The organism is Candidatus Burkholderia verschuerenii (assembly GCF_001189365.1).
GTDB lineage: Bacteria > Pseudomonadota > Gammaproteobacteria > Burkholderiales > Burkholderiaceae > Caballeronia > Caballeronia verschuerenii.
The window spans coordinates 1-19,345 of sequence record NZ_LFJJ01000098.1 but is presented as its reverse complement, the minus strand read 5'-3'; the positions used below and the strand labels follow the sequence as shown (position 1 = coordinate 19,345).

15 protein-coding genes and 4 pseudogenes are annotated in these 19,345 nt (G+C 59.6%); 11 read left to right on the top strand and 8 right to left on the bottom strand.

What is annotated here, in order from left to right; all coding sequences use genetic code 11:
- The 4 genes and pseudogenes from BVER_RS32620 to BVER_RS17145 form a co-directional block, all read left to right on the top strand.
- Positions 1 to 126 (top strand): annotated as a pseudogene (locus BVER_RS32620) (IS5/IS1182 family transposase); the annotation flags it as partial.
- Between the two features lie 119 nt (positions 127 to 245).
- A pseudogene (locus tag BVER_RS17155) lies at positions 246 to 2,536 on the top strand (fimbria/pilus outer membrane usher protein); the annotation flags it as partial.
- Positions 2,525 to 2,875 carry a FimD/PapC C-terminal domain-containing protein gene (locus BVER_RS34005; RefSeq protein WP_232316600.1) on the top strand — a complete coding sequence of 117 codons (351 nt, stop codon included), beginning with the start codon at positions 2,525 to 2,527 and terminating at the stop codon, positions 2,873 to 2,875. The pseudogene BVER_RS17155 and the gene BVER_RS34005, both read left to right, overlap by 12 nt.
- Positions 2,876 to 2,910: 35 nt before the next feature.
- Positions 2,911 to 3,360, top strand: coding sequence for a fimbrial protein (locus tag BVER_RS17145; protein ID WP_050454342.1), 450 nt, complete (start codon positions 2,911 to 2,913; stop codon positions 3,358 to 3,360).
- Here the strand turns inward: BVER_RS17145 and BVER_RS31645 are convergent.
- Positions 3,351 to 3,512, bottom strand: a complete 162-nt coding sequence (locus tag BVER_RS31645; protein WP_157056104.1) for a hypothetical protein — start codon at positions 3,510 to 3,512, stop codon at positions 3,351 to 3,353. The genes BVER_RS17145 and BVER_RS31645 overlap by 10 nt on opposite strands.
- A 118-nt stretch (positions 3,513 to 3,630) precedes the next feature.
- Entirely contained in the window at positions 3,631 to 5,760 is a 2,130-nt protein-coding gene (metG, locus tag BVER_RS17140; protein ID WP_050454341.1) for a methionine--tRNA ligase, read from the bottom strand.
- Between the two features lie 231 nt (positions 5,761 to 5,991).
- On the opposite strand from metG, the gene BVER_RS17135 reads away from it, so the two are divergent.
- Both BVER_RS17135 and BVER_RS17130 read left to right on the top strand, forming a co-directional pair.
- Positions 5,992 to 6,171 (top strand): type II toxin-antitoxin system HicA family toxin, encoded by a 180-nt coding sequence (locus BVER_RS17135; RefSeq protein ID WP_050454348.1) that lies wholly within the window; start codon positions 5,992 to 5,994, stop codon positions 6,169 to 6,171.
- 35 nt (positions 6,172 to 6,206) lie between these two features.
- Positions 6,207 to 6,626, top strand: coding sequence for a type II toxin-antitoxin system HicB family antitoxin (locus tag BVER_RS17130; protein ID WP_050454347.1), 420 nt, complete (start codon positions 6,207 to 6,209; stop codon positions 6,624 to 6,626).
- A 203-nt stretch (positions 6,627 to 6,829) separates the two neighbouring features.
- Here the strand turns inward: BVER_RS17130 and BVER_RS17125 are convergent, their stop codons facing one another.
- On the bottom strand, positions 6,830 to 7,486 hold the full coding sequence (locus BVER_RS17125) for a YiaD family glycine zipper/OmpA-like lipoprotein (RefSeq protein WP_050454340.1): 657 nt from the start codon (positions 7,484 to 7,486) through the stop codon (positions 6,830 to 6,832).
- Between the two features lie 271 nt (positions 7,487 to 7,757).
- Between BVER_RS17125 and apbC the strand changes: the two genes are divergently transcribed.
- From apbC to BVER_RS17105, 4 genes are all read left to right on the top strand, one after another.
- Positions 7,758 to 8,846, top strand: coding sequence for an iron-sulfur cluster carrier protein ApbC (gene apbC, locus BVER_RS17120; protein WP_050454339.1), 1,089 nt, complete (start codon positions 7,758 to 7,760; stop codon positions 8,844 to 8,846).
- Between the two features lie 127 nt (positions 8,847 to 8,973).
- Positions 8,974 to 9,516: a superoxide dismutase family protein gene (locus BVER_RS17115; protein WP_050454338.1), complete on the top strand. Its 543-nt coding sequence runs from the start codon at positions 8,974 to 8,976 to the stop codon at positions 9,514 to 9,516.
- A 144-nt stretch (positions 9,517 to 9,660) separates the two neighbouring features.
- Positions 9,661 to 10,230, top strand: a complete 570-nt coding sequence (dcd, locus tag BVER_RS17110) for a dCTP deaminase (protein ID WP_050454337.1) — start codon at positions 9,661 to 9,663, stop codon at positions 10,228 to 10,230.
- Positions 10,231 to 10,320: 90 nt separating this feature from the next.
- A complete protein-coding gene (locus BVER_RS17105) occupies positions 10,321 to 12,603 on the top strand; it encodes an arginine/lysine/ornithine decarboxylase (RefSeq protein WP_050454346.1) in 2,283 nt (760 codons plus the stop codon).
- Between the two features lie 73 nt (positions 12,604 to 12,676).
- Here BVER_RS17105 and gstA read toward each other — a convergent pair.
- A pseudogene (gene gstA, locus BVER_RS17100) lies at positions 12,677 to 13,280 on the bottom strand (glutathione transferase GstA).
- Between the two features lie 104 nt (positions 13,281 to 13,384).
- Positions 13,385 to 14,314 (bottom strand): bestrophin family protein, encoded by a 930-nt coding sequence (locus BVER_RS17095; RefSeq protein WP_050454345.1) that lies wholly within the window; start codon positions 14,312 to 14,314, stop codon positions 13,385 to 13,387.
- Between the two features lie 320 nt (positions 14,315 to 14,634).
- Here BVER_RS17095 and BVER_RS35965 point away from each other — a divergent pair, with 320 nt between their 5' ends.
- On the top strand, positions 14,635 to 15,471 hold the full coding sequence (locus BVER_RS35965) for a lytic polysaccharide monooxygenase auxiliary activity family 9 protein (RefSeq protein WP_083452222.1): 837 nt from the start codon (positions 14,635 to 14,637) through the stop codon (positions 15,469 to 15,471).
- A 48-nt stretch (positions 15,472 to 15,519) separates the two neighbouring features.
- Here BVER_RS35965 and BVER_RS35960 read toward each other — a convergent pair.
- From BVER_RS35960 to BVER_RS17075, 3 genes and pseudogenes are all read right to left on the bottom strand, one after another.
- Positions 15,520 to 16,911 (bottom strand): annotated as a pseudogene (locus tag BVER_RS35960) (ATP-dependent nuclease); the annotation flags it as partial.
- A 437-nt stretch (positions 16,912 to 17,348) separates the two neighbouring features.
- On the bottom strand, positions 17,349 to 17,717 hold the full coding sequence (locus BVER_RS31640; RefSeq protein ID WP_157056103.1) for a hypothetical protein: 369 nt from the start codon (positions 17,715 to 17,717) through the stop codon (positions 17,349 to 17,351).
- Between the two features lie 342 nt (positions 17,718 to 18,059).
- Positions 18,060 to 18,986 (bottom strand): T6SS phospholipase effector Tle1-like catalytic domain-containing protein, encoded by a 927-nt coding sequence (locus BVER_RS17075; protein ID WP_198155281.1) that lies wholly within the window; start codon positions 18,984 to 18,986, stop codon positions 18,060 to 18,062.
- Positions 18,987 to 19,345 lie beyond the last annotated feature (359 nt).

The window sequence follows — 19,345 nt, the reverse complement described above, 5'->3', positions numbered from 1 at the left end:
TTCTTTAAGCGTATCAAGCATTTTCGTCGCGTCGCCACTCGATATGACAAACTCGCCCACAGCTACCTCACCTTTGTCTCCATCGTGTCTGCCTTCGGGCCGCTCTTAAATGTAAACAGGACCTAGCCCGAAGCCGGCGGAATGCTGGCGCCGAACGATAACAAGAACTTTTGCGAGGCAGGACTCTTCACGCGCTGAGCGGCAACGCATCGGCCGAAACGTCTTGGCCTTGCGTGCGCGTCACCATGAACGATCGATATTCGAACTCAAACGTTGGGCATCGTCATGCCTTGCCGCTTACTCCGAGCAAACTGGGTCTGGCGGCGCTGCTGGCATTTTCCGCGGCGCACGCAAACGCCGACGCATTGCCCGACGCCGATACGACGCATCGGCCGGCCGACGTTGCGCCGACGGATGCTGGCAACTTAGCGCAGCACACGACCGATGCGGCGGTCGCGCCCGCTGTCGCCGCGTCGCAGCCCGAAGTCGTCGAGTTCGATCGTGACTTCCTGAGCGGCAGCGGCGCGCGCAACACCGATATATCGCGCTTCAACAAGGGCAACATCGCGCCGCCCGGGCACTATCGCGCCGAGTTGTATGTGAACGGCGTGTGGATCGGCGTGACCGATATCGACATGCGCGAGACGACCGGCGAAGATCGCCGCGTCCAGCCGATGTTCGATCGCGATCTGCTCATGCGCGCCGGCGTCGACTTCACGCGCCTCACCGACACCGCGCGCACGAAGCTCGACGATGCCGGCAAAACCGGCGGCGTGCCGCTGTCCGCTCTGATTCCGCAGGCGAGCGCCTCGTTCGACATGGGCGATCAGCGCCTCGACGTGAGTATCCCGCAAGCGATGATGAGCCGTCACGCGCGTGGCTGGGTCGATCCAAAATTCTGGGACGACGGCGTGCCGGCGGCCACGCTGCAGTACAACGCCAACCTCTATCACTCGAGCGGCAACGGTTTCGATACGACGCAGGGTTATCTCGGTCTCGCCGCGGGCGCGAACGTCGGGCCGTGGCGCTTCCGCTATAACGGCAACGTCACGACATCGAACGGCGGCGGCGCGCATGTGCAGAGCATACAGACCTATCTGCAGCGCTCGTTCACGCCGATCAAGAGCCAGTTGACGCTCGGCCATTCCTACACCGACGGCACGATTTTCGACAGCTTCGGCGTGCGCGGCGCGCAGCTCGGCACCGACGATCGCATGTATCCAGAATCGCAGCGCGGCTATGCGCCGACGGTGCGCGGCATCGCGAACACGAACGCGAAGGTCGAGGTCAAGCAGAACGGCAACATCATCTACACGACGACGGTCGCGCCGGGTCCGTTCGAGATCAATGATCTCTATCCGACCGGCTACGGCGGCGACCTGCAGGTGGTCGTCACCGAAGCGGACGGCAGTCAGCATGTGTCGTCGGTGCCGTATGCCGCGCCCGTGAATGCCTTGCGCGAAGGCCGCTGGCGTTACAACGTCGCGGCCGGGCAATACCGCAATTCGAGCGTGTCGAGCCATCCGTTCGTGTTTCAGGGGCAGGTGCAGCGCGGCATCACCAACTATGTGACGGTGTATGGCGGCGCGATTCTCGGCGAAGACTACTATTCGGGCGCGGTCGGCGCGGCGCTGAATACGCCGGTCGGCGCCTTCGCGGCCGATATCACGCAGGCGAATTCGACGCTCGCGAATCAGGGCAGCCACAGTGGCCAGAGTTTGCGCATCGCGTATTCGCGCGTGTTCGCGCCGACCGACACGAATCTGACGCTGGCGGCGTATCGATATTCGACCAGCGGCTTCCTGAGTTACGCGGATGCAATGAATCTGCGCGATCTCGCGCAACGCGGCCTTCCCAATACGAGCACCGGGATTCAGAAAGGCCGGCTTCAGATCACGATCAATCAGAACCTCAATGCGTGGGGTTCGGTCTACGCATCGGGCTTTACGCAGAACTACTGGAACCGGCCGAATCGCGATACGTCGTTTCAGGTCGGCTACAACACGAATATTCGTCGCGCTGGGATAACCGCGTGATGCTGAGTCTGAATATCCCGCTGGACCTCGGCTCGACCATCGCCAACACGATGACGAGCTACACGCACGATTCCCGCGACAACAGCAATCAGATTCAGGAGAGCTTCACGGGCGCGGCCGGCGCGGACAACCAGATCAACTACGGCGTCACCGCGGGCTACACCGATCACACCGGCAACGGCACCAGCATCAACGCCAACGCGGGCTATCTCGCGCCGCTCACGCAGGCGCGCGTCAACGCGGGCTATTCGAACGGCTATACGCAGGTCGGCGGCGGACTCGCGGGCAGCGTCGTCGCGTATCAGGGCGGCCTCGCGTTGTCGTCGCAGACGGGCGACACGCTCGCCGTCATCGAGGCGAAGGACGCGGCGGGCGCGCGCGTGTCGAGCGCGCCGGGCGTGCGTATCGACGATCGCGGTCATGCCATCGTCGCGGGCATGCAGCCGTATTCGCTTAATAGCATCGACATCGACACGAAGGGCTTACCGATGGGCGTCGAGTTGAAGAGCACGGAACAGCGCTTCGCGCCGACGGCCGGTGCGGTCGTGCGCGTCAAGTTCGATACCGACGACCGTGGCCGTGCCGTGGTCCTGCGTCTGCGTCGCCCGAACGGCGAACCGGTGCCGTTCGCCGCCGACGTGCTCGACGACAAGGACAACACCATCGGCTCGATCAGTCAGGGCAGCCGGGCGATGTTCTACACCCGCGCGAACGAAGGCGACGTGCGCGTCCGTTGGGGAACGTCAGCCGATCAGACGTGTAAGGCGCGTTACTCGCTGCCTGATTCGCAGGGCGTCAGGTCCGCGGCGACGACTTTCGCCGATGCGCCGTGCCAATAAAGCGCCACGCATTCGATTTACTTTGGAGAAGACCTATGAAAATGATCAAACTCAGCGTTGTTTCCGCCATCCTGGCCGTCGCTTCGACCACCTCGGCATTCGCGGCTGACGCAACCCTGAACTTCACCGGGAACATCATTCAACCGTCGTGCACGGTGGACAGTACGTCGACCAATCAGACGATCGATCTCGGCACCGCGAAGACCACGGACTTTGCCGCGGTGGGCAGCACGAACAGTCCCACGGCGTTCAATCTGAATCTCAAGAATTGCGCGGCCGGCACGATCGTCACCATGAATGTCGCGGGAACGATGGACACCGTGACCAGCGTGTTGAAGAACACGGGAACCGCCACGTTCGTCGGCGTGCAGCTTCTCAAGGGCTGCCAGCGCCGGCGCGACGACCGTTCCGATGGTCGCGCAGTTCTATCGGCTGGGCACGATGACGGCGGGCACCGTGACCGCGACGGTGAACTTTACGTATAACTAAAGCCATCGTGCGTGATGGCCGCGCGATGAGACGTAGCGTCGTAGCCGGCCGGGGCGTCGACCGCTTCCTCATGTTTGTCTTGTTCGCGCGCATATCGGGGCGCGCGATCCTGGGCGCGGTCGGCCAATTCGGGAATGATCGTGACCATGACGTATCTGTGATCGCCGCAACTTAGCCGCGCGGGCGTTCGGTCTACGGCGTCCCAAACGAAAAAAGGGCACACGATCTTTCGTGTGCCCTTCGTCTTTGCGCGTGCCGCTCGCGGCTTACTTCACGCGCATGCCCGGCTTCGCGCCGCTGTGCGGTTCGAGAATGTACAGACCTGGTTCGGCTTTCTCGTCGGCGGCGGATGCGGCCAGCACCATGCCTTCCGACATGCCGAACTTCATCTTGCGCGGCGCGAGGTTGGCGACCATCACCGTCAGCTTGCCGATCAGATCCTGCGGCTGATACGCCGACTTGATGCCCGAAAACACGTTGCGCGTCTTCTCTTCGCCGATATCGAGCGTCAGTTGCAGCAGCTTGTCGGAACCTTCGACGGCCTTGCAATCGACGATCTTCGCGATGCGCAGATCGACCTTCGCGAAGTCGTCGATGGAAATCACGCCGGATTCCTCTTCCTTCTTCGCGACAGGTTTCGCCGCAGCCTTGGCAGGCGCCGCCGCTTCCGGCGCGAGCGAATCGCGGTTCGCCGCGAGCAAGGCCTCGATCTGCTTCGGATCCACGCGCGTCGTCAGATGCTTGTACGCGTTGACCGCATGCGCCGACGACAGCGGCTTGTCCGCGTCGCTCCACACGAGCGGCGCGATGCCCAGGAACGACTCGACCGCTTCGATCAGCTTCGGCAACACGGGCTTCAGCGCCAGCGACAGCAGACGGAACGCTTCGAGACTCACGCTGCAGGTTTCATGCAGCGCGACGGCGTTGGCCGGATCTTTCGCCTGTTCCCACGGCTTGGCGGTATCGACGTAGCCGTTGACGGCATCGGCAAGTTCCATCGTCGTGCGCAGCGCGCGGCCGTACTCGCGCGACTCGTAGTACGCGGCAATCTGAGGAATCGCGGCGCGCATCTGCGTGAGCAGCGCGTGATGCATCGCGCTGTCCTGCACGCGGCCATCGAAACGCTTGATCAGAAAACCCGCCGCGCGGCTGGCGATATTCACGTACTTGCCGACCAGATCGCTATTCACGCGCGCCTGAAAATCTTCCAGATTCAGGTCGATGTCTTCCATCGTGCTGTTCAGCTTGGCCGCGAAGTAATAACGCAGCCACTCGGGATTGATGCCCGTGTCGATCACGCTTTGCGCGGTGATGAACGTGCCGCGCGACTTCGACATCTTCGCGCCATCGACGGTGAGGAAGCCGTGCGCGAACACGTTCGTCGGCGTGCGATGACCGGAGAATTGCAGCATCGCCGGCCAGAACAGCGTGTGGAAATACAGAATGTCCTTGCCGATGAAGTGATACTGCTCGGTCTTCGATTCCGGCTTCACCCATTCGTCGAACGCAAGGCCGATACGATCCGCGAGATTCTTGAAGCTCGCGTAGTAACCGACCGGCGCATCGACCCACACGTAGAAATACTTGCCCGGTGCGCCCGGAATCTCGAAGCCGAAGTAGGTCGAATCGCGCGAGATGTCCCAGTCGGCGAGCTTGGTGTCGCCCTTGTCGCCGAGCCATTCGCGCATCTTGTTGGTCGCTTCCGGCTGTGCGAGACCGCTCACCCAGCCGCGCAGAAATTCCTCGCAGCGCGGGTCGGAAAGGCGGAAAAAGTAGTGCGTCGAGGTCTTGCGGATCGGCGTCGCGCCCGACACGACCGAATACGGGTTGATGAGCTCGGTCGGCTGATAGGTCGAGCCGCAGACTTCGCAGTTGTCGCCGTATTGATCCTTCGCGCCGCACTTCGGACATTCGCCCTTGATGAAGCGGTCCGGCAGGAACATTTCCTTGACCGGATCGTAGGCCTGCTCGATATCGCGCGCCTCGATCAGGCCGGCTTGCTGGAGCGCGCCGTAGATCGTGTTGCAGAGGACGCGGTTTTCCTCGGCATCGGTCGAATAGTAGTTGTCGAACGAGATGCCGAAGCTGTCGAAGTCGCGCTTGTGCTCTTTCCACACGCGCTCGATCAGCGCCTTGGGCGTGATGCCTTCCTTCTCGGCGCGCAGCATGATCGGCGTGCCGTGGGTATCGTCCGCGCCGACGTAGTAGACCTCGTGGCCGTGCATTCGCAGCGTCCGAACCCAGATGTCCGTCTGAATGTACTCGACCATATGGCCGATGTGGATCTGACCGTTCGCGTAGGGCAACGCGGACGTGACGAGAATCTGGCGGCGGCCGCCGTCGTGGGCGGTGGCGGCAGGCGCGGCGGAAGCGGAGGCGGAAATCGGTGCTGACATAGAGGCGCGGCCCGGTGGGAATGCGTGTGGTTGTGAAAAAGGCTGGTTTTCGATTTTAGCAGGGGCGGCGAAAGCGGCACGGCATGGCGCGGGCCGTTCTTCGGTGCGCGGAAATTTGATGCCTTTCAGCAACTACAAAATACAACAAAAAAGTTGCATTTATCGCTTAGCAGGATATAACATTCGTGTTGTATGTTTTGCTCTCCGAGTAAGCACTGGAGAGCAAAGAGTATGAAGTACAGCGAGTTCAGGCGATGGCTGCAGGAGCAAGGCGTTGAATTCAAACCAGGAAAGGGTAGCCATTTTCGCTTAACGCTCAACGGCAAGATCAGTAGCTTTCCCAATCACGGCAGCAAGGAGATCGGGAAAGGTTTGCTGGAGCAGATCAAAAAACAACTCGGACTGAAATGAGTGGGGTTGCAATGTTCTTTGGAGAATCCACCATCATGCTGTCTTATCCAGTGAATCTGGAGCTCGACACCAACAACACGTACCTCGTGACCTTCCCTGATCTCCCGGAAGCCATCTCTGTAGGGGACGACGAAGACGAGGCGTTGTTAAACGCGTTAGACGCGTTGGAAACCGTTATCGAAGCTTTCTTCGACAAGAAACGCGAAGTTCCCATGCCGTCGAAACCGAATAAAGGTCAGCACATGGTGACCTTGCCGGCGCTGGTCGTGACGAAAGTGCTGCTTCAGAACGAAATGCTTCGCCAAGGCGTTCGCAAATCCGAACTCGCGCGACGTCTGAACGTGCATATGCCGCAGGTCGATCGTCTGCTGGACCCGCGTCATTCGTCGAAACTGGAAGCGATCGAGGCAGCGTTCGTATCGCTCGGAAAGCGCCTCAAAATCTCCGTTGCGTGAACGGCCCGCTCGCCAGTTCAAGCGTGCGAGAACCGACCGCCCAAAAAAAAACCGGGGCTCAATTAAGCCCCGGAGCAACAACGACAAGAGGAGAATGGCAGGCCGCGGCGTCGCCGCGCGCCTACCGTAGAGACAGACACGCCCCTCGCGCGCAAGTTTCAACTTTTTTTCAGTTGCCTCATTCTCCTTTTAAATCAACGGCTTTACTGCGACTGGCCCGGCTGTGCCGTGGCGCGCAAGTAGATTTCCACGCGACGATTCTGCGCGCGGCCGGCTTCCGTCGAGTTATCGGCGATCGGCTGGTTCTGGCCCATGCCCGAGGCCGACAGACGCTGCGCCGCCACGCCGTGCGTCGCGATGAACGATGCCACGCTCTGCGCGCGATTCTGCGACAGCGTCTGGTTGTATGCCGGCTGGCTGGTGTTATCCGTGTGGCCGACGACGTTCGCGATCAGCTCCGGATGCTGCTGCATCGTTTGCGTGACCGAGTTCAGCACCGGATCGAACGACGGCTTGATCGCGTAGCTGTTGGTATCGAACGAGATCGAGTTCGGGATGTTGACCTTCAGCGAGCCGTCCTGCTGCTCGGTCACTTGCGTGCCCGTGCCCTTCGAGTCGCCGGAAATCTTGTTCTTGATGTTCTGCCAGTTGTAGCCGACGATACCGCCCGCCGCCGCGCCCGCACCCGCGCCGATCGCCGCGCCCTTGCCGCCGCCGAAGATGGCGCCGATCGCGGCACCCGTCGCCGCGCCGGCGCCGGTGCCGACTGCCGTATTGGTGCCTTGTTGCGTCTGGCAGCCTGCCAGCAGTGCGCCGGTTAGCGCGAAGACGGACAGACGAGTCATCAACTTCGTATTCATTTTGGATCTCCTTGATTCAACGAGCTACAACGAGCGGGCGCTGGCCAGCGCCGACAGTGCCAAAGGGTCTTCCAACGGGCATTCGGACGAGCCTCTACAATATTGAGAAGATTGTCGCATTGCCCGTTGCAATGCGTCCCCGGGAAAATATGCAGCCGGATAGTGCAATGCGCGTGAAGCGTGCGCAACGGCGCTAACAATTCCTTGCAAATTCATCAGATTGTTGTCAGGCGACAAGCGCCGGAAGCAACAACCGTTCCATGGAGTTTCAATGAGTCTCGACCGCGCGAAGATCGACGCCGCACTGGCCACACTGATCGATCCGAACACCAGCCGCAAGTTCGTGGACAGCAAAAGCATCCGCGACGTTTCCATCGACGGCTCCAAAGTGTCGTTGAGCGTCGTGCTCGGCTATCCGGCGAAAACGCAATTCGAAACGATCCGCGCGCAAATTTCAGAAGCGTTGCGCACTGTGCCGGGCGTGTCGGACGTCGCGGTCAGCGTGTCGTCGCAAGTCGTGGCGCATGCGGTTCAGCGCGGCGTGAAGCTGCTGCCGAACGTCAAGAATATTATCGCGGTGGCGTCGGGTAAGGGCGGTGTCGGCAAGAGCACGACGGCGGCCAATCTGGCGCTCGCGCTGGCGGCGGAAGGCGCGTCGGTCGGCATGCTGGACGCGGACATCTACGGTCCTTCGTTGCCGATGATGCTCGGCATCACCGGCCGTCCCGAATCGCCCGACAACCAGTCGATGAACCCGCTGGTCGGCCACGGCATCCAGGCGAATTCGATCGGCTTTCTGATCGAGCAGGACAACCCGATGGTCTGGCGCGGCCCGATGGTTAAGTCCGCGCTCGAACAGTTGCTGCGGCAGACCAACTGGCAGGACCTCGATTATCTGGTCGTCGACATGCCGCCGGGCACGGGCGATATCCAGCTGACGCTGGCGCAGAAGGTGCCGGTGACGGGCGCGGTGATCGTCACGACGCCGCAGGACATCGCGCTGCTCGACGCCAAGAAGGGCTTGAAGATGTTCGAGAAAGTGGGCATTCCGATTCTCGGCATCGTCGAGAACATGAGCACGCATGTCTGCTCGAATTGCGGCCACGAAGAGCATATCTTCGGCGCGGGCGGCGGCGAGCGCATGGCGAAGGAATACGGCGTGGAGATTCTCGGCCAGTTGCCGCTCGATATCGCCATTCGCGAACGCACCGACGCCGGCCAGCCGACGGTCGTTTCGCAGCCGGATAGCCGCATCGCGGAGACGTATCGTGCGATCGCGCGGCGTGTGGCGATTTCGATTGCCGATCGGCAGCGCGACATGACGTCGAAGTTCCCCAGCATCGTCGTGCAGAACACTTAAATTTTCGCGCGACGGCTCGCACCGTGATCGCCCGGAGCCTTGTGCGGCGCGGCTCGCGGTATCATGTAGCCTTCAAGACGCGGCAGCGGCGATGCAAGGGGCATCGACCGGCCGCCGAGAGGATCGCATGAGAGACAGATTCGACGGAAGGGCGCGGCCGACGTTCCGCGCCGCGATCGCGATGGCCGCTTGCAGCGTCATGCTGAGCGGTTGCGGCCTGCTCTTCCAGAATCACGAAAAACGCGCCGAGGCAACGCTCACGCCCACGCCCGGCAACACGGCACGCGGCACCATCGTGCTGATCGAGCGCGCGGACGGCGTGCAGGTCTCGTACAATCTCACCGACATGCCGCCGAACAGCGAGCACGCGCTGCAAGTGCACGAGCGCGGCGATTGCATCGGCGTGAGCGGTCAGGACGCGGGCCCGGTGTTCGCGCTGCAATCGGATCGCAAGCGGCCTTACGCGCGGCTCGAAGGCGAACTCGGCAATATTCGCGCGGACGCGGCGGGCGCGGCCACCGGTTTTATCGTCGCTACCGATGTCTCGCTCGACGGCGTGCGCTCGGTCATCTCGCGCGCGATCATGCTGCATCGCGAAGCCACCGATCCTTACGCCATGTATCCGCACAACGTCGGGCCGGCGCTCGCGTGCGGCGTGATCCGCCGCTAGCGCATCCACTGAAGCATCGCGCGGCCATCGTGATGCCGCGTCAATCGCGTAAAATACGCGGTTCGGTCTGGCCGCGGCGGCGCGCGCGGTTCTGGCTCCTTCTCACGGAACGGCTCAGGCTGTCCAACGCTTACACGCATCCCTATGAGCATCAAGTCCGACAAGTGGATTCGGCGCATGGCCGAAGAGCACAAGATGATCGAGCCGTTCGTGCCCGATCAGGTGCGCGTCTCCGACGACGGCCGCAAGATCGTCAGCTACGGCACGTCGAGTTACGGCTACGACATCCGCGTCGCCGACGAATTCAAGATCTTCACCAATATCAATTCGACCATCGTCGATCCGAAGAACTTCGACGAGAAATCCTTCGTCGATTTCAAGGGCGATGTCTGCATCATTCCGCCGAATTCTTTCGCGCTCGCGCGCACGGTCGAGTATTTCCGCATTCCGCGCTCCTGCCTGACCGTGTGTCTTGGCAAGTCGACGTACGCGCGCTGCGGGATCATCGTCAACGTGACGCCGTTCGAGCCGGAGTGGGAAGGCTACGTGACGCTCGAATTCTCGAATACGACACCTTTGCCTGCCAAAATCTACGCGAACGAGGGCGTGGCCCAAGTCTTGTTTTTCGAAAGCGACGAAATGTGCGAGACCTCGTACGCGGATCGCGGCGGGAAATATCAGGGGCAGCACGGCGTGACCTTGCCGAAAACCTGATTCCCGTAGTGCTCTAACGCTTGTCGAAAGACCGCTGGCTTCGGGTTTGCTACTCGAACGCAGCGGTCGTTCCATTTGGAGATTCGCCTGATGAAGTTCCGCTTCCCCGTCGTCATCATCGACGAAGATTTTCGCTCCGAGAATATCTCGGGTTCCGGCATCCGCGCGCTCGCCGAGGCGATCGAGAAAGAAGGCGTCGAAGTGCTCGGCCTGACGAGCTACGGCGATCTCGCGGCGTTCGCGCAGCAGTCGAGCCGCGCGTCGTGTTTCATTTTGTCGATCGATGACGACGAGTTGCTGCCTTACGCGGACAACGTCGTGGTGGAAGGCGACACGCCCGAACTGGCGTCGGCGATCGTCGCGCTGCGGGCGTTCATCGAGGCGGTGCGCCGCCGCAACGCCGACATCCCCATTTTCCTGTACGGCGAAACGCGTACTTCGCGCCATCTGCCGAACGATATCCTGCGCGAACTGCACGGCTTCATCCACATGTTCGAGGACACGCCGGAGTTCGTCGCGCGTCACGTCATTCGCGAGGCCCGCGTCTATCTCGACGCGCTTGCGCCGCCGTTCTTCAAGGAACTGGTGCAGTACGCCGACGAAGGGTCGTATTCGTGGCACTGTCCGGGTCACTCGGGCGGCGTCGCGTTCCTGAAGAACCCGCTCGGCCAGATGTTCCACCAGTTCTTCGGCGAGAATATGCTGCGCGCCGACGTCTGCAACGCGGTCGAAGAACTCGGGCAATTGCTCGACCACACGGGTCCGGTCGCGGCGTCGGAGCGTAACGCGGCGCGCATCTTCGGCGCGGATCATCTGTTCTTCGTGACCAACGGCACGTCGACGTCGAACAAGATCGTGTGGCACGCGACCGTTGCGCCGGGCGATATCGTGCTCGTGGACCGCAACTGCCACAAGTCGATCCTGCATGCGATCATGATGACCGGCGCGATCCCCGTATTCCTCACGCCGACGCGCAATCACTTCGGCATCGTCGGGCCGATTCCGCGCGACGAGTTCAAGCCGGAAAACATCCGCAAGAAGATCGAGGCGAATCCGTTCGCGCGCGAGGCGCTGGAGAAGAATCCGAAGGTCAAGCCGCGCATTCTGACGATCACACAGAGCACGTACGACGGCGTGATCTACAACGTCGAAATGATCAAGGACCTGCTGGGCGATCTGCTCGACACGCTGCACTTCGACGAGGCGTGGCTGCCGCACGCCGAGTTCCACACGTTCTATCAGGACATGCACGCGATCGGCGCGGGCCGTCCGCGCACCGGCGCGCTCGTGTTCGCGACGCACTCCACGCACAAGCTGCTGGCGGGCATTTCGCAGGCATCGCAGATTCTCGTGCAGGACAGCGAGAACAGCACCTTCGATCGCCACCGTTTCAACGAGGCGTATCTGATGCATACGTCGACGTCGCCGCAATACGCGATCATCGCGTCGTGCGACGTCGCCGCCGCGATGATGGAAGCGCCGGGCGGCACGGCGCTGGTGGAAGAGTCGATCGCCGAGGCGCTCGACTTCCGCCGCGCCATGCGCAAGGTGGACGACGAATACGGCGACTGGTTCTTCAAGGTCTGGGGTCCGGAAGCGCTGGCGGAAGAGGGCATCGGCGACCGCGAGGACTGGATGCTCAAGCCCAACGACCGCTGGCACGGCTTCGGCGCGCTTGCCGAAAACTTCAACATGCTCGATCCGATCAAGGCGACCATCATCACGCCGGGACTCGACGTGGACGGCGAATTCGGCGAGTCGGGCATTCCGGCGGCGATCGTCACGAAGTATCTGGCGGAGCACGGCATTATCGTGGAGAAGACGGGGCTGTACTCGTTCTTCATCATGTTCACGATCGGCATCACGAAGGGCCGCTGGAATTCGATGGTCACCGAACTCCAGCAGTTCAAGGACGACTACGACAACAATCAGCCGCTGTGGCGCGTGCTGCCGGAATTCGTCGCGCAGCATCCGTCGTACGAGCGCATCGGGCTGCGCGATCTGTGTCAGCAGATTCACAGCGTCTATCGCGCGAACAATATCGCGCGTCTGACGACGGAGATGTATCTGTCGAGCATGGAACCGGCGACGAAGCCGTCCGAAGCATTCGCCAAGCTCGCGCACCGCGAAATCGACCGCGTGCCCATCGACGAACTCGAAGGCCGCGTCACGTCGATCCTGCTGACGCCGTATCCGCCGGGCATTCCGTTGCTGATTCCGGGCGAGCGTTTCAATCGCACGATCGTCGATTATTTGCGTTTCGCGCGCGAATTCAACGAACGCTTCCAGGGCTTCCATACGGATATCCACGGGCTGGTCGGCGAGATGATCAACGGACGCATCGAGTACTTCGTCGATTGCGTGCGCGCTTGAGGCTGAAACACATGCTGTAACGAAAAACGGCCCGCGAAGGCCGTTTTTTTCGTGCTGCGAAAGCGTGAGGCGCTCAGATCAGGCCTTCCGCCTTCATCGCCTTCTGCACGCTGTCGCGCGCGCCGACACGCGCCTGATACGCGACCAGCGCCGGCCACTTGCCGAGATCGAGGTCGATGTGCTTCGCCCAGCCGAGCACGGTGAACAGATACGCATCACCGATGCTGAATTCGTTACCGAGCAGGAATTGCTTGTCGTCGATATGCTGCGCGACGTACGCGAGACGGCGCTCGAGGTTCGCCTTCGCGCCGGCCTTCCAGTCGCTGCTTGCCGACGGATTGAACAGCGGCGAGCAGTTCTTGTGCAGTTCCGTGCCGATGAACGTCAGCCAGCCCTGCAGACGGTAACGCGCCATCGTCGGCGAGCGGCGCGAGATGCTTTTCGGGCGCCTGATCCGCGATGTACTGCATGATCGCCGGACCTTCGGTCAGCACTTCGCCGTTGTCCAGTTGCAGCGCGGGGACATAACCCTTCGCGTTGATCTTCATGAAGTCGGCGCCGCTGGCGGTGACTTTCGTTTGCAGATTGACCGCTTCGATCTCGAAGGGAAGACCGGACTCTTGCAGAACGATATGCGACGCGAGCGAACACGCACCGGCTTTGTAAAAAAGTTTCAAGTGAGATCTCCAGATTGAACCGGAGCGAATTATGACCGATCACCCGTGACCTTTGCATACACGGGCATGAAACGGATTGTCTCTTGCGACGAGACGAAGCTCGGTCAATCGAGGATATACGCGCGCGCCGGCGCATGCGATCGCGGCGCGCGTTCGAACGCGGGGTCCGCCGCCATATCGTGCAGCGCGGATTCGATCGCATCGCAGATCGTGTTCAGCGCGAGATCGTTCTCTTCCATGCCGAACGGGTCTTCGATCTGCGCGGCGATGGCTTCGAGCGCCATGAATGCGTACGCGACCAGCAGCGAAAACAGCGGCGTGAGCAGCCCCGCGCCATCGACGAGGCCGAAGGGCAGCAGCACGCAGAAGAGATAGATCGTGCGATGGATCATCACCGAATAGGAAAACGGCAGCGGCGTGGCGAGCAGCCGTTCGCAGCCGCCGATCACATCCGATAACGCGTTGAGGTTGTGTTCCATCGCGAGCGTGGCGTAACCGTCGAGCGCGCCTTCGCGCCGGCGCTCGCCGACCCACTCGCCGAGCCACAGCAAAATCAGCGCGGGCTTGTACTGCGCGACGGCCACGCGCGCATGCAGTTCAGGCGGCAGACGCGGCGCGAGATCGGCGAGCGCATCGCTGCCGCGCAATTGATGCCGAAGCGCGTGCGCCAGCGCGCCCAGCGCCGCGAGAAACCGATGCGCCTGCGCGCGATCGTGCGGATGCGTCAGACACAGCGCCTGCCGCGCCAGCGCCCGCGACGTATTCAGGAGGCCGCCCCACAGCTTGCGGCCTTCCCACCAGCGCTTGTAACTCGCGCTATTGCGAAAGCCGAGAAACACCGCCAGCGCGATTTCGACCAGCGCGAACGGCGGCGTGCCGAGGCCGATCGGATAGCCGCGCATGTGATCGTGCATGAAGATCGCCGCGATCGACAGCGCGAAAATCAGCGCGAGCCGCGGCAACAGTTGCGGCAGCACCGAGCCGCGCCAGACGAACAGCAGCCGGAACCAATTGAGCTTGGGGCGGATGATCATGTGCGCGGCACCCGGAGAGTCGAAATCGTCAATGATCGACATGATAAGCGCCAATCGCGCGCGGCGGCGCGACGGTTCGACGCGTCAAAACACGACTGATGCAGCGAGCGAGTCGACGGCGCGTGGTCGGAACATCTTCGTACTCACTGATTGACCGGACGCCAACTAGAATGAAAGGCGGTTGCCCGCACGGCGGCAAACAAGTTAGCTATGCGAATTGAATGAGCTGATGATCGCGCGAATCGAATCAATCGCGACGGCATTTTCGCCGGGCATGGGATGTCGAGAACGTATCAGTAGCGAACAACGAGGAGGCTTTCATGCTCGCAGTCAGGCGCAAGGTGTTTCTGGTGCTGGTTCCTTTGGCTGCTCCCTGCGCGGTGTCGGCGCACGGCACGCTCGAAACGCCGCTTAGTCGCGTGTATTCGTGTTATCTCGAAGGACCGGAAGCGCCGACATCCGCCGCATGCAAGGCAGCGGTCGCGGTGGCGGGGCCTTCGTTTCTCTACGATTGGGCGGGCGTGAATCAATTGCCCAATGGCGATCACAAGTCGTTCGTGCCGGACGGCCATTTGTGCAGCGGCGGCAAGACCAATTACTACGGGCTGGATCTCGTGCGCAACGACTGGCCCACGACGACGATTTCGGCCGATCTGAGCGGCAACTACACCTTCGTCTGGAACGCCACCGCGCCGCACGTCACGCGCTATTTTCAGCTTTACATGACCAATGACGGCTACGATTTCAATCAGCCGCTGAAGTGGTCCGATCTGGACAGCAAGCCGTTTTGCGAAATCAATAGCGTCACGCTCGAAAACTCGCGCTACAAGCTGCAATGCAAGCTGCCGTCGGGCAAGACCGGCAGACGCATCATCTATGCGATCTGGCAGCGTAACGACAGCGCCGAAGCTTTTTGTACCTTCTGCCTGCTCAAGTCTAATCGCGGAAAACATATGTTTAGCTATGCCGGACCGAAGCAGGTCGTATTCGAGCGTCCAGTGGTCTGCGATGAACACTTCAGTGCTTCCCCCTTCGGCTCGCTCCTTTTTTCGCTTCCTGAGTTCATCTATCTCCGTTGCAGCGAAGTCCCTTGCCTTTCGCTTTTGATGTTCCTTTCCGTCTTTGGTCTTGGGTATTCCAGCCTCTATTTTGTCTAGCCGGCCCTCGATATAGGACACATCATCTGGTACAACGTCGAGGTCCCCAATGCACGCAACATTGATGGGCATCTTGTCGTCGTTCTTGCGCTGCAGAATTCGTGCGAATCTAAAAATTCCTACCCCGCCGACACTTATGATGGACACACTGTTGCGCTCGAATGAAGAACCCGCCGCCTCGGCCAATGCCGGCAAGACTATGGCCTCTGCCGGCCCTTCTACAATCATCACTCCGCGAGCGAAGAACAGGTTAGCTTTCGTCGCATCCAAGAAGCGATGCAGAAATTCATAGTCCGATTCATCAAGACATGTTTCGCTACGCTCGAGCCGGAAGGCCTTTGCTCCTTTAACAATGGTTAGGGTATCTACGGGAGCGGTCGAAGCGATATTAGGGCTGTGAGTTGTTACGACGACTTGGATTCCGTTCGAACTGGCCTTCTCTGACAGCATCGATAACACCCTTGTTTGCAGCTGAGGGTGAAGATGGGCCTCAGGCTCCTCAATGAGCAAAAGCGCAAGTTCATCGCCCTCTCCATCGCTCAGTAGCAAGAGCTCCGCTGCCATGAAGAGGACATTGTTATACCCAAGCCCTCGTTCACAGGCGATATCTTGGCTCACACCGCCTGGGGGTCTCAACGTGAGTTCCAAGCGTTCAAGAATCTGTGCCAACGTCAGCTCTGCCGAAACTCGAATATCGGACGACAGCGTCGAGTTTTCGAAACTCAGAGTCTTGAGGTAGTCGTTATTTAGCTTCTCTCTGACGTCCTTGACCACTTGCTTGTTGCCAATTCGATACTGGGTTTGAGCCATTATTTCGACAAGCGTCGGAGGCGGCTCATCGGGTCGGCTCTTGTCGAAGTTGTTGGCACTTTCCTTCTTGACGTCCTTATGCGCCCTCAGCACCTGCGAGAGCCGCGAACCCTTCTTAGGCCTAAGTTCTGCGACGGCATCCCGCAACGGCTTAAGGTAGGTAGCGCGAATGAGTGCCCGAGCATGAGACCCGATTTCAGGACCACCTCCGCCTTTGCCCGAATTTGCGCTTATGAGCGGACTACTTAAACGACTCCCCGAATTGCTTTCGAGTCGCCGTTTAGCTCGCAGATTTACGACTAGGTATGGGTCGACACCGTCTTCTAGAGTCAGCCAGTCGAGTAAAGCTGCTTGTTGGGCCTTATTTAATCCCCGCAGTTCTACTTCTAACTGGAGCTCATCGGCTTGAGAATCCCCTTCAATGTGGAAATCATCCTCCTCGATACGAACCCAATCATTGCTAGTTGTCAAAAGCACGTATCGAATGACGTCGACAATACACGTCTTTCCGGCATCGTTCTCTCCGACAAGGACGTTCAAGCCCTTTCGAAGGTACAAGTCCAGATGTTTGTCTTCGATGCTCGCACCGAAGGCGCGGAAGTTCTCCGCGAATACTCGATGAACGTACATAGGTAGAGTTATTCTTATCAATATCACTGGTGACCGCTGATTTGATAGCGAAGCAGCGGCGTCGGTATGCTCTGGGCCGGCCAGCCCTGCGCCAGTGGGTTTTGGCGCGGATGTATGTTACGCGAAAAACTGTGCGGTGCGCGGCGGTATTCTAGGTCACTTCCAATAAGATACTGGTCCCGTGCTCGCACAGCTTTCCCGGCCATGGCGGTCGTCGCGAACAACGTCTTTGACCGTTTCGAATTTCCCCCTCTCGCTGGCGAATGATAAGCACCCGCGTCGTCCGAGCTTGACGGCAGACCGTTTGCTAACCCAATAGTTGCTTGCCATGGAAAGAGTACTTGCTAACCGAAATCGAAAAGCCGACCACTCGAGCCCGAACGGGAATGTAGTTCGCAGGCCAACACCCTTGCGTGCTCACCTTCGCGAGCATGATTTTATGTCGAATGCAATAACGCCTGTCCGCGCTGTTTGAGCAGCAGAAGAGCCGCAAGCGGGTAGCTATCTAATTCATCCCGTTTACGCTGCGCCAAGAAATACTTGAACTCCTGAATCGCAGCATTTATCAGTTCGCATTCTGCAATCATTCTCTCGACGTGCTTGACGCTGAGTTCGTCAAGTGGTGAGACGATTTCTGCGAGCGCTTTGCTAGTCTTGTCTATGAAAGAGTTGTAGTAACCGAATGCGGTGAAGCCAAATTGCTGGTAGAAATGCCTGAGCGCAAGAGCCTCGCCAACTTCCGACACGCTCCCATTCCAGCCCGTCGGCGCCTCGAAAAATTCATCCAGAACTTGCTGCGCCCGCATAACATCAGCAGAGTGTAGAGTAGTCCACCACGTCTTTGCTCTCGTCGACAATCTTTGGTACCCGAGCGGACTCTTCACGTCGAGCATCTGGGATAAGACATACATTCTTAGGCAATAGTCATCAATCAATGTGATTTGTTCAGCCGCCCCAGAACGCATACCCGCTGTAGCCCAAGAAAAGAGATATGGCTTTCCCCAGAATATCGGCAGCGGAAAAGCCTCATCTCGCTCCGCCGCAGCGTGCTCGTACGCTGTGACCAATGCTTGCCGTGGAGTCGGGGTGGATAGAGCGAACGCGCCTTTAATCTCGTTGTGCAGAACGAACTCACCGAATTTTTTATCCTATGCGCATTCCTCGATGTTCAACCCGGCAGCGGCTGCCTCATTAAGCATCCATCTAAACGCTATCCCGGAAAGGCCAGACTCTCCATCTGCATAACCACCTCCAACATCCGCATGTGCTCCAGGAAGCCAGACCTCGACAATGTCCCTATGGGATGCTTTTCTACGGAATTGGAGCACTTCAAAGGCTTTCTGCTGTTCGTGTATTGCCATTGCATGCCTTGCTTTCATTACGTTCGGCGGGAGGTCAATCTCATGGTACTCCGTTCTATCGGCGGTAAATCGTGACATGCGACCTGGCAACCCCATAGCACCAACAGTGTCCCATGTCCCTAAGAAGTGGACTAAGATTGAATCGGGGTCGTCGCCAATTCCCTGAATCGTTTTTCCCGCAAGCCCTTTAATGAAAGGCTGTAGCACAGCTCGCAAGTCTGCGCTCGGCGACTCGTATAGTTGGTAGGCGGCTTCGAGAAATTCCATCTTGTTGCGAAGGAGAATGCCTACTTCATTGATGAATCCAGCGAGTGAGCGCGCTGCGAATGCTCCTCGGCTAAACTCAAAAATGAAGACGCGGTCGCCTCGACGCGAATCGTACTCGGAACAAAGAAATGCGTACGCTTCTTTGATACGCGCAGCAGTTCCTTCGCCAAAAGCCCCACCGAGAAGCCAACGCATCGACGCATGCGTCTGCGCACCCGCGTATTGCTGCAGGGATAGATTGGACTTGTAGTACCCGGCTGAGTCTCCGGTCACGCTAGCTTTGATGTCGGTGCCAACACCCGGAAGGTAATAGGCAAGTTGAGGGGACAATCCTTCGGTAGCATGCACGGTTACTTCGAAGAGTTTTCTTACGTTCGTCTGACGACGCTTATGAGGCGCGCTCCAGGTCCCATCGATGAAAAGGACGAGGTTTTTAGCGGCGTTCACGTGATGAACTCCTCCGGAATGGCTGCTTAGTAATACGTCAACGGAATTACACTCAGTCAGCCACTTGAACCTATATTTTAGGAGACGGGTTTAAGGCGACGACCCTGCCCGTTTCAAGCGTTTATATCAGTTAATGCCGGTACAGAGGAATCTCGTCTTTGACCTTAATCTCACGCGGTTGCACATCTCGGCGCGCCACAGGTCCCGGCCGGATATTAAAAGTCCTGTGTACTTCAGTAGTCTGGCCTGCAAAATTGAATTTGCCGGAATGGACCCGACGACGCAGTCTGGTGCAGACGTAAACGCACATCTCAGCCAGGTCTGCAGCGCACGAGTAGAGGTTGAGGCATGACGTTGAG

Bases quoted from the DNA above. Each gene is read 5' to 3' on its own strand.
- BVER_RS17115 (WP_050454338.1), top strand. From the start codon at position 8,974: ATGAGAGACAGATTCGACGGAAGGGCGCGGCCGACGTTCCGCGCCGCG.
- apbC (WP_050454339.1), top strand. From the start codon at position 7,758: ATGAGTCTCGACCGCGCGAAGATCGACGCCGCACTGGCCACACTGATC.
- BVER_RS17130 (WP_050454347.1), top strand. From the start codon at position 6,207: ATGCTGTCTTATCCAGTGAATCTGGAGCTCGACACCAACAACACGTAC.
- BVER_RS31645 (WP_157056104.1), bottom strand. From the start codon at position 3,512: ATGGTCACGATCATTCCCGAATTGGCCGACCGCGCCCAGGATCGCGCG.
- BVER_RS31640 (WP_157056103.1), bottom strand. From the start codon at position 17,717: ATGCGGGCGCAGCAAGTTCTGGATGAATTTTTCGAGGCGCCGACGGGC.
- BVER_RS17105 (WP_050454346.1), top strand. From the start codon at position 10,321: ATGAAGTTCCGCTTCCCCGTCGTCATCATCGACGAAGATTTTCGCTCC.
- metG (WP_050454341.1), bottom strand. From the start codon at position 5,760: ATGTCAGCACCGATTTCCGCCTCCGCTTCCGCCGCGCCTGCCGCCACC.
- BVER_RS17095 (WP_050454345.1), bottom strand. From the start codon at position 14,314: ATGATCATCCGCCCCAAGCTCAATTGGTTCCGGCTGCTGTTCGTCTGG.
- BVER_RS17125 (WP_050454340.1), bottom strand. From the start codon at position 7,486: ATGAATACGAAGTTGATGACTCGTCTGTCCGTCTTCGCGCTAACCGGC.
- BVER_RS35965 (WP_083452222.1), top strand. From the start codon at position 14,635: ATGCTCGCAGTCAGGCGCAAGGTGTTTCTGGTGCTGGTTCCTTTGGCT.
- BVER_RS17145 (WP_050454342.1), top strand. From the start codon at position 2,911: ATGAAAATGATCAAACTCAGCGTTGTTTCCGCCATCCTGGCCGTCGCT.
- dcd (WP_050454337.1), top strand. From the start codon at position 9,661: ATGAGCATCAAGTCCGACAAGTGGATTCGGCGCATGGCCGAAGAGCAC.
- BVER_RS17135 (WP_050454348.1), top strand. From the start codon at position 5,992: ATGAAGTACAGCGAGTTCAGGCGATGGCTGCAGGAGCAAGGCGTTGAA.
- BVER_RS34005 (WP_232316600.1), top strand. From the start codon at position 2,525: ATGGGCGTCGAGTTGAAGAGCACGGAACAGCGCTTCGCGCCGACGGCC.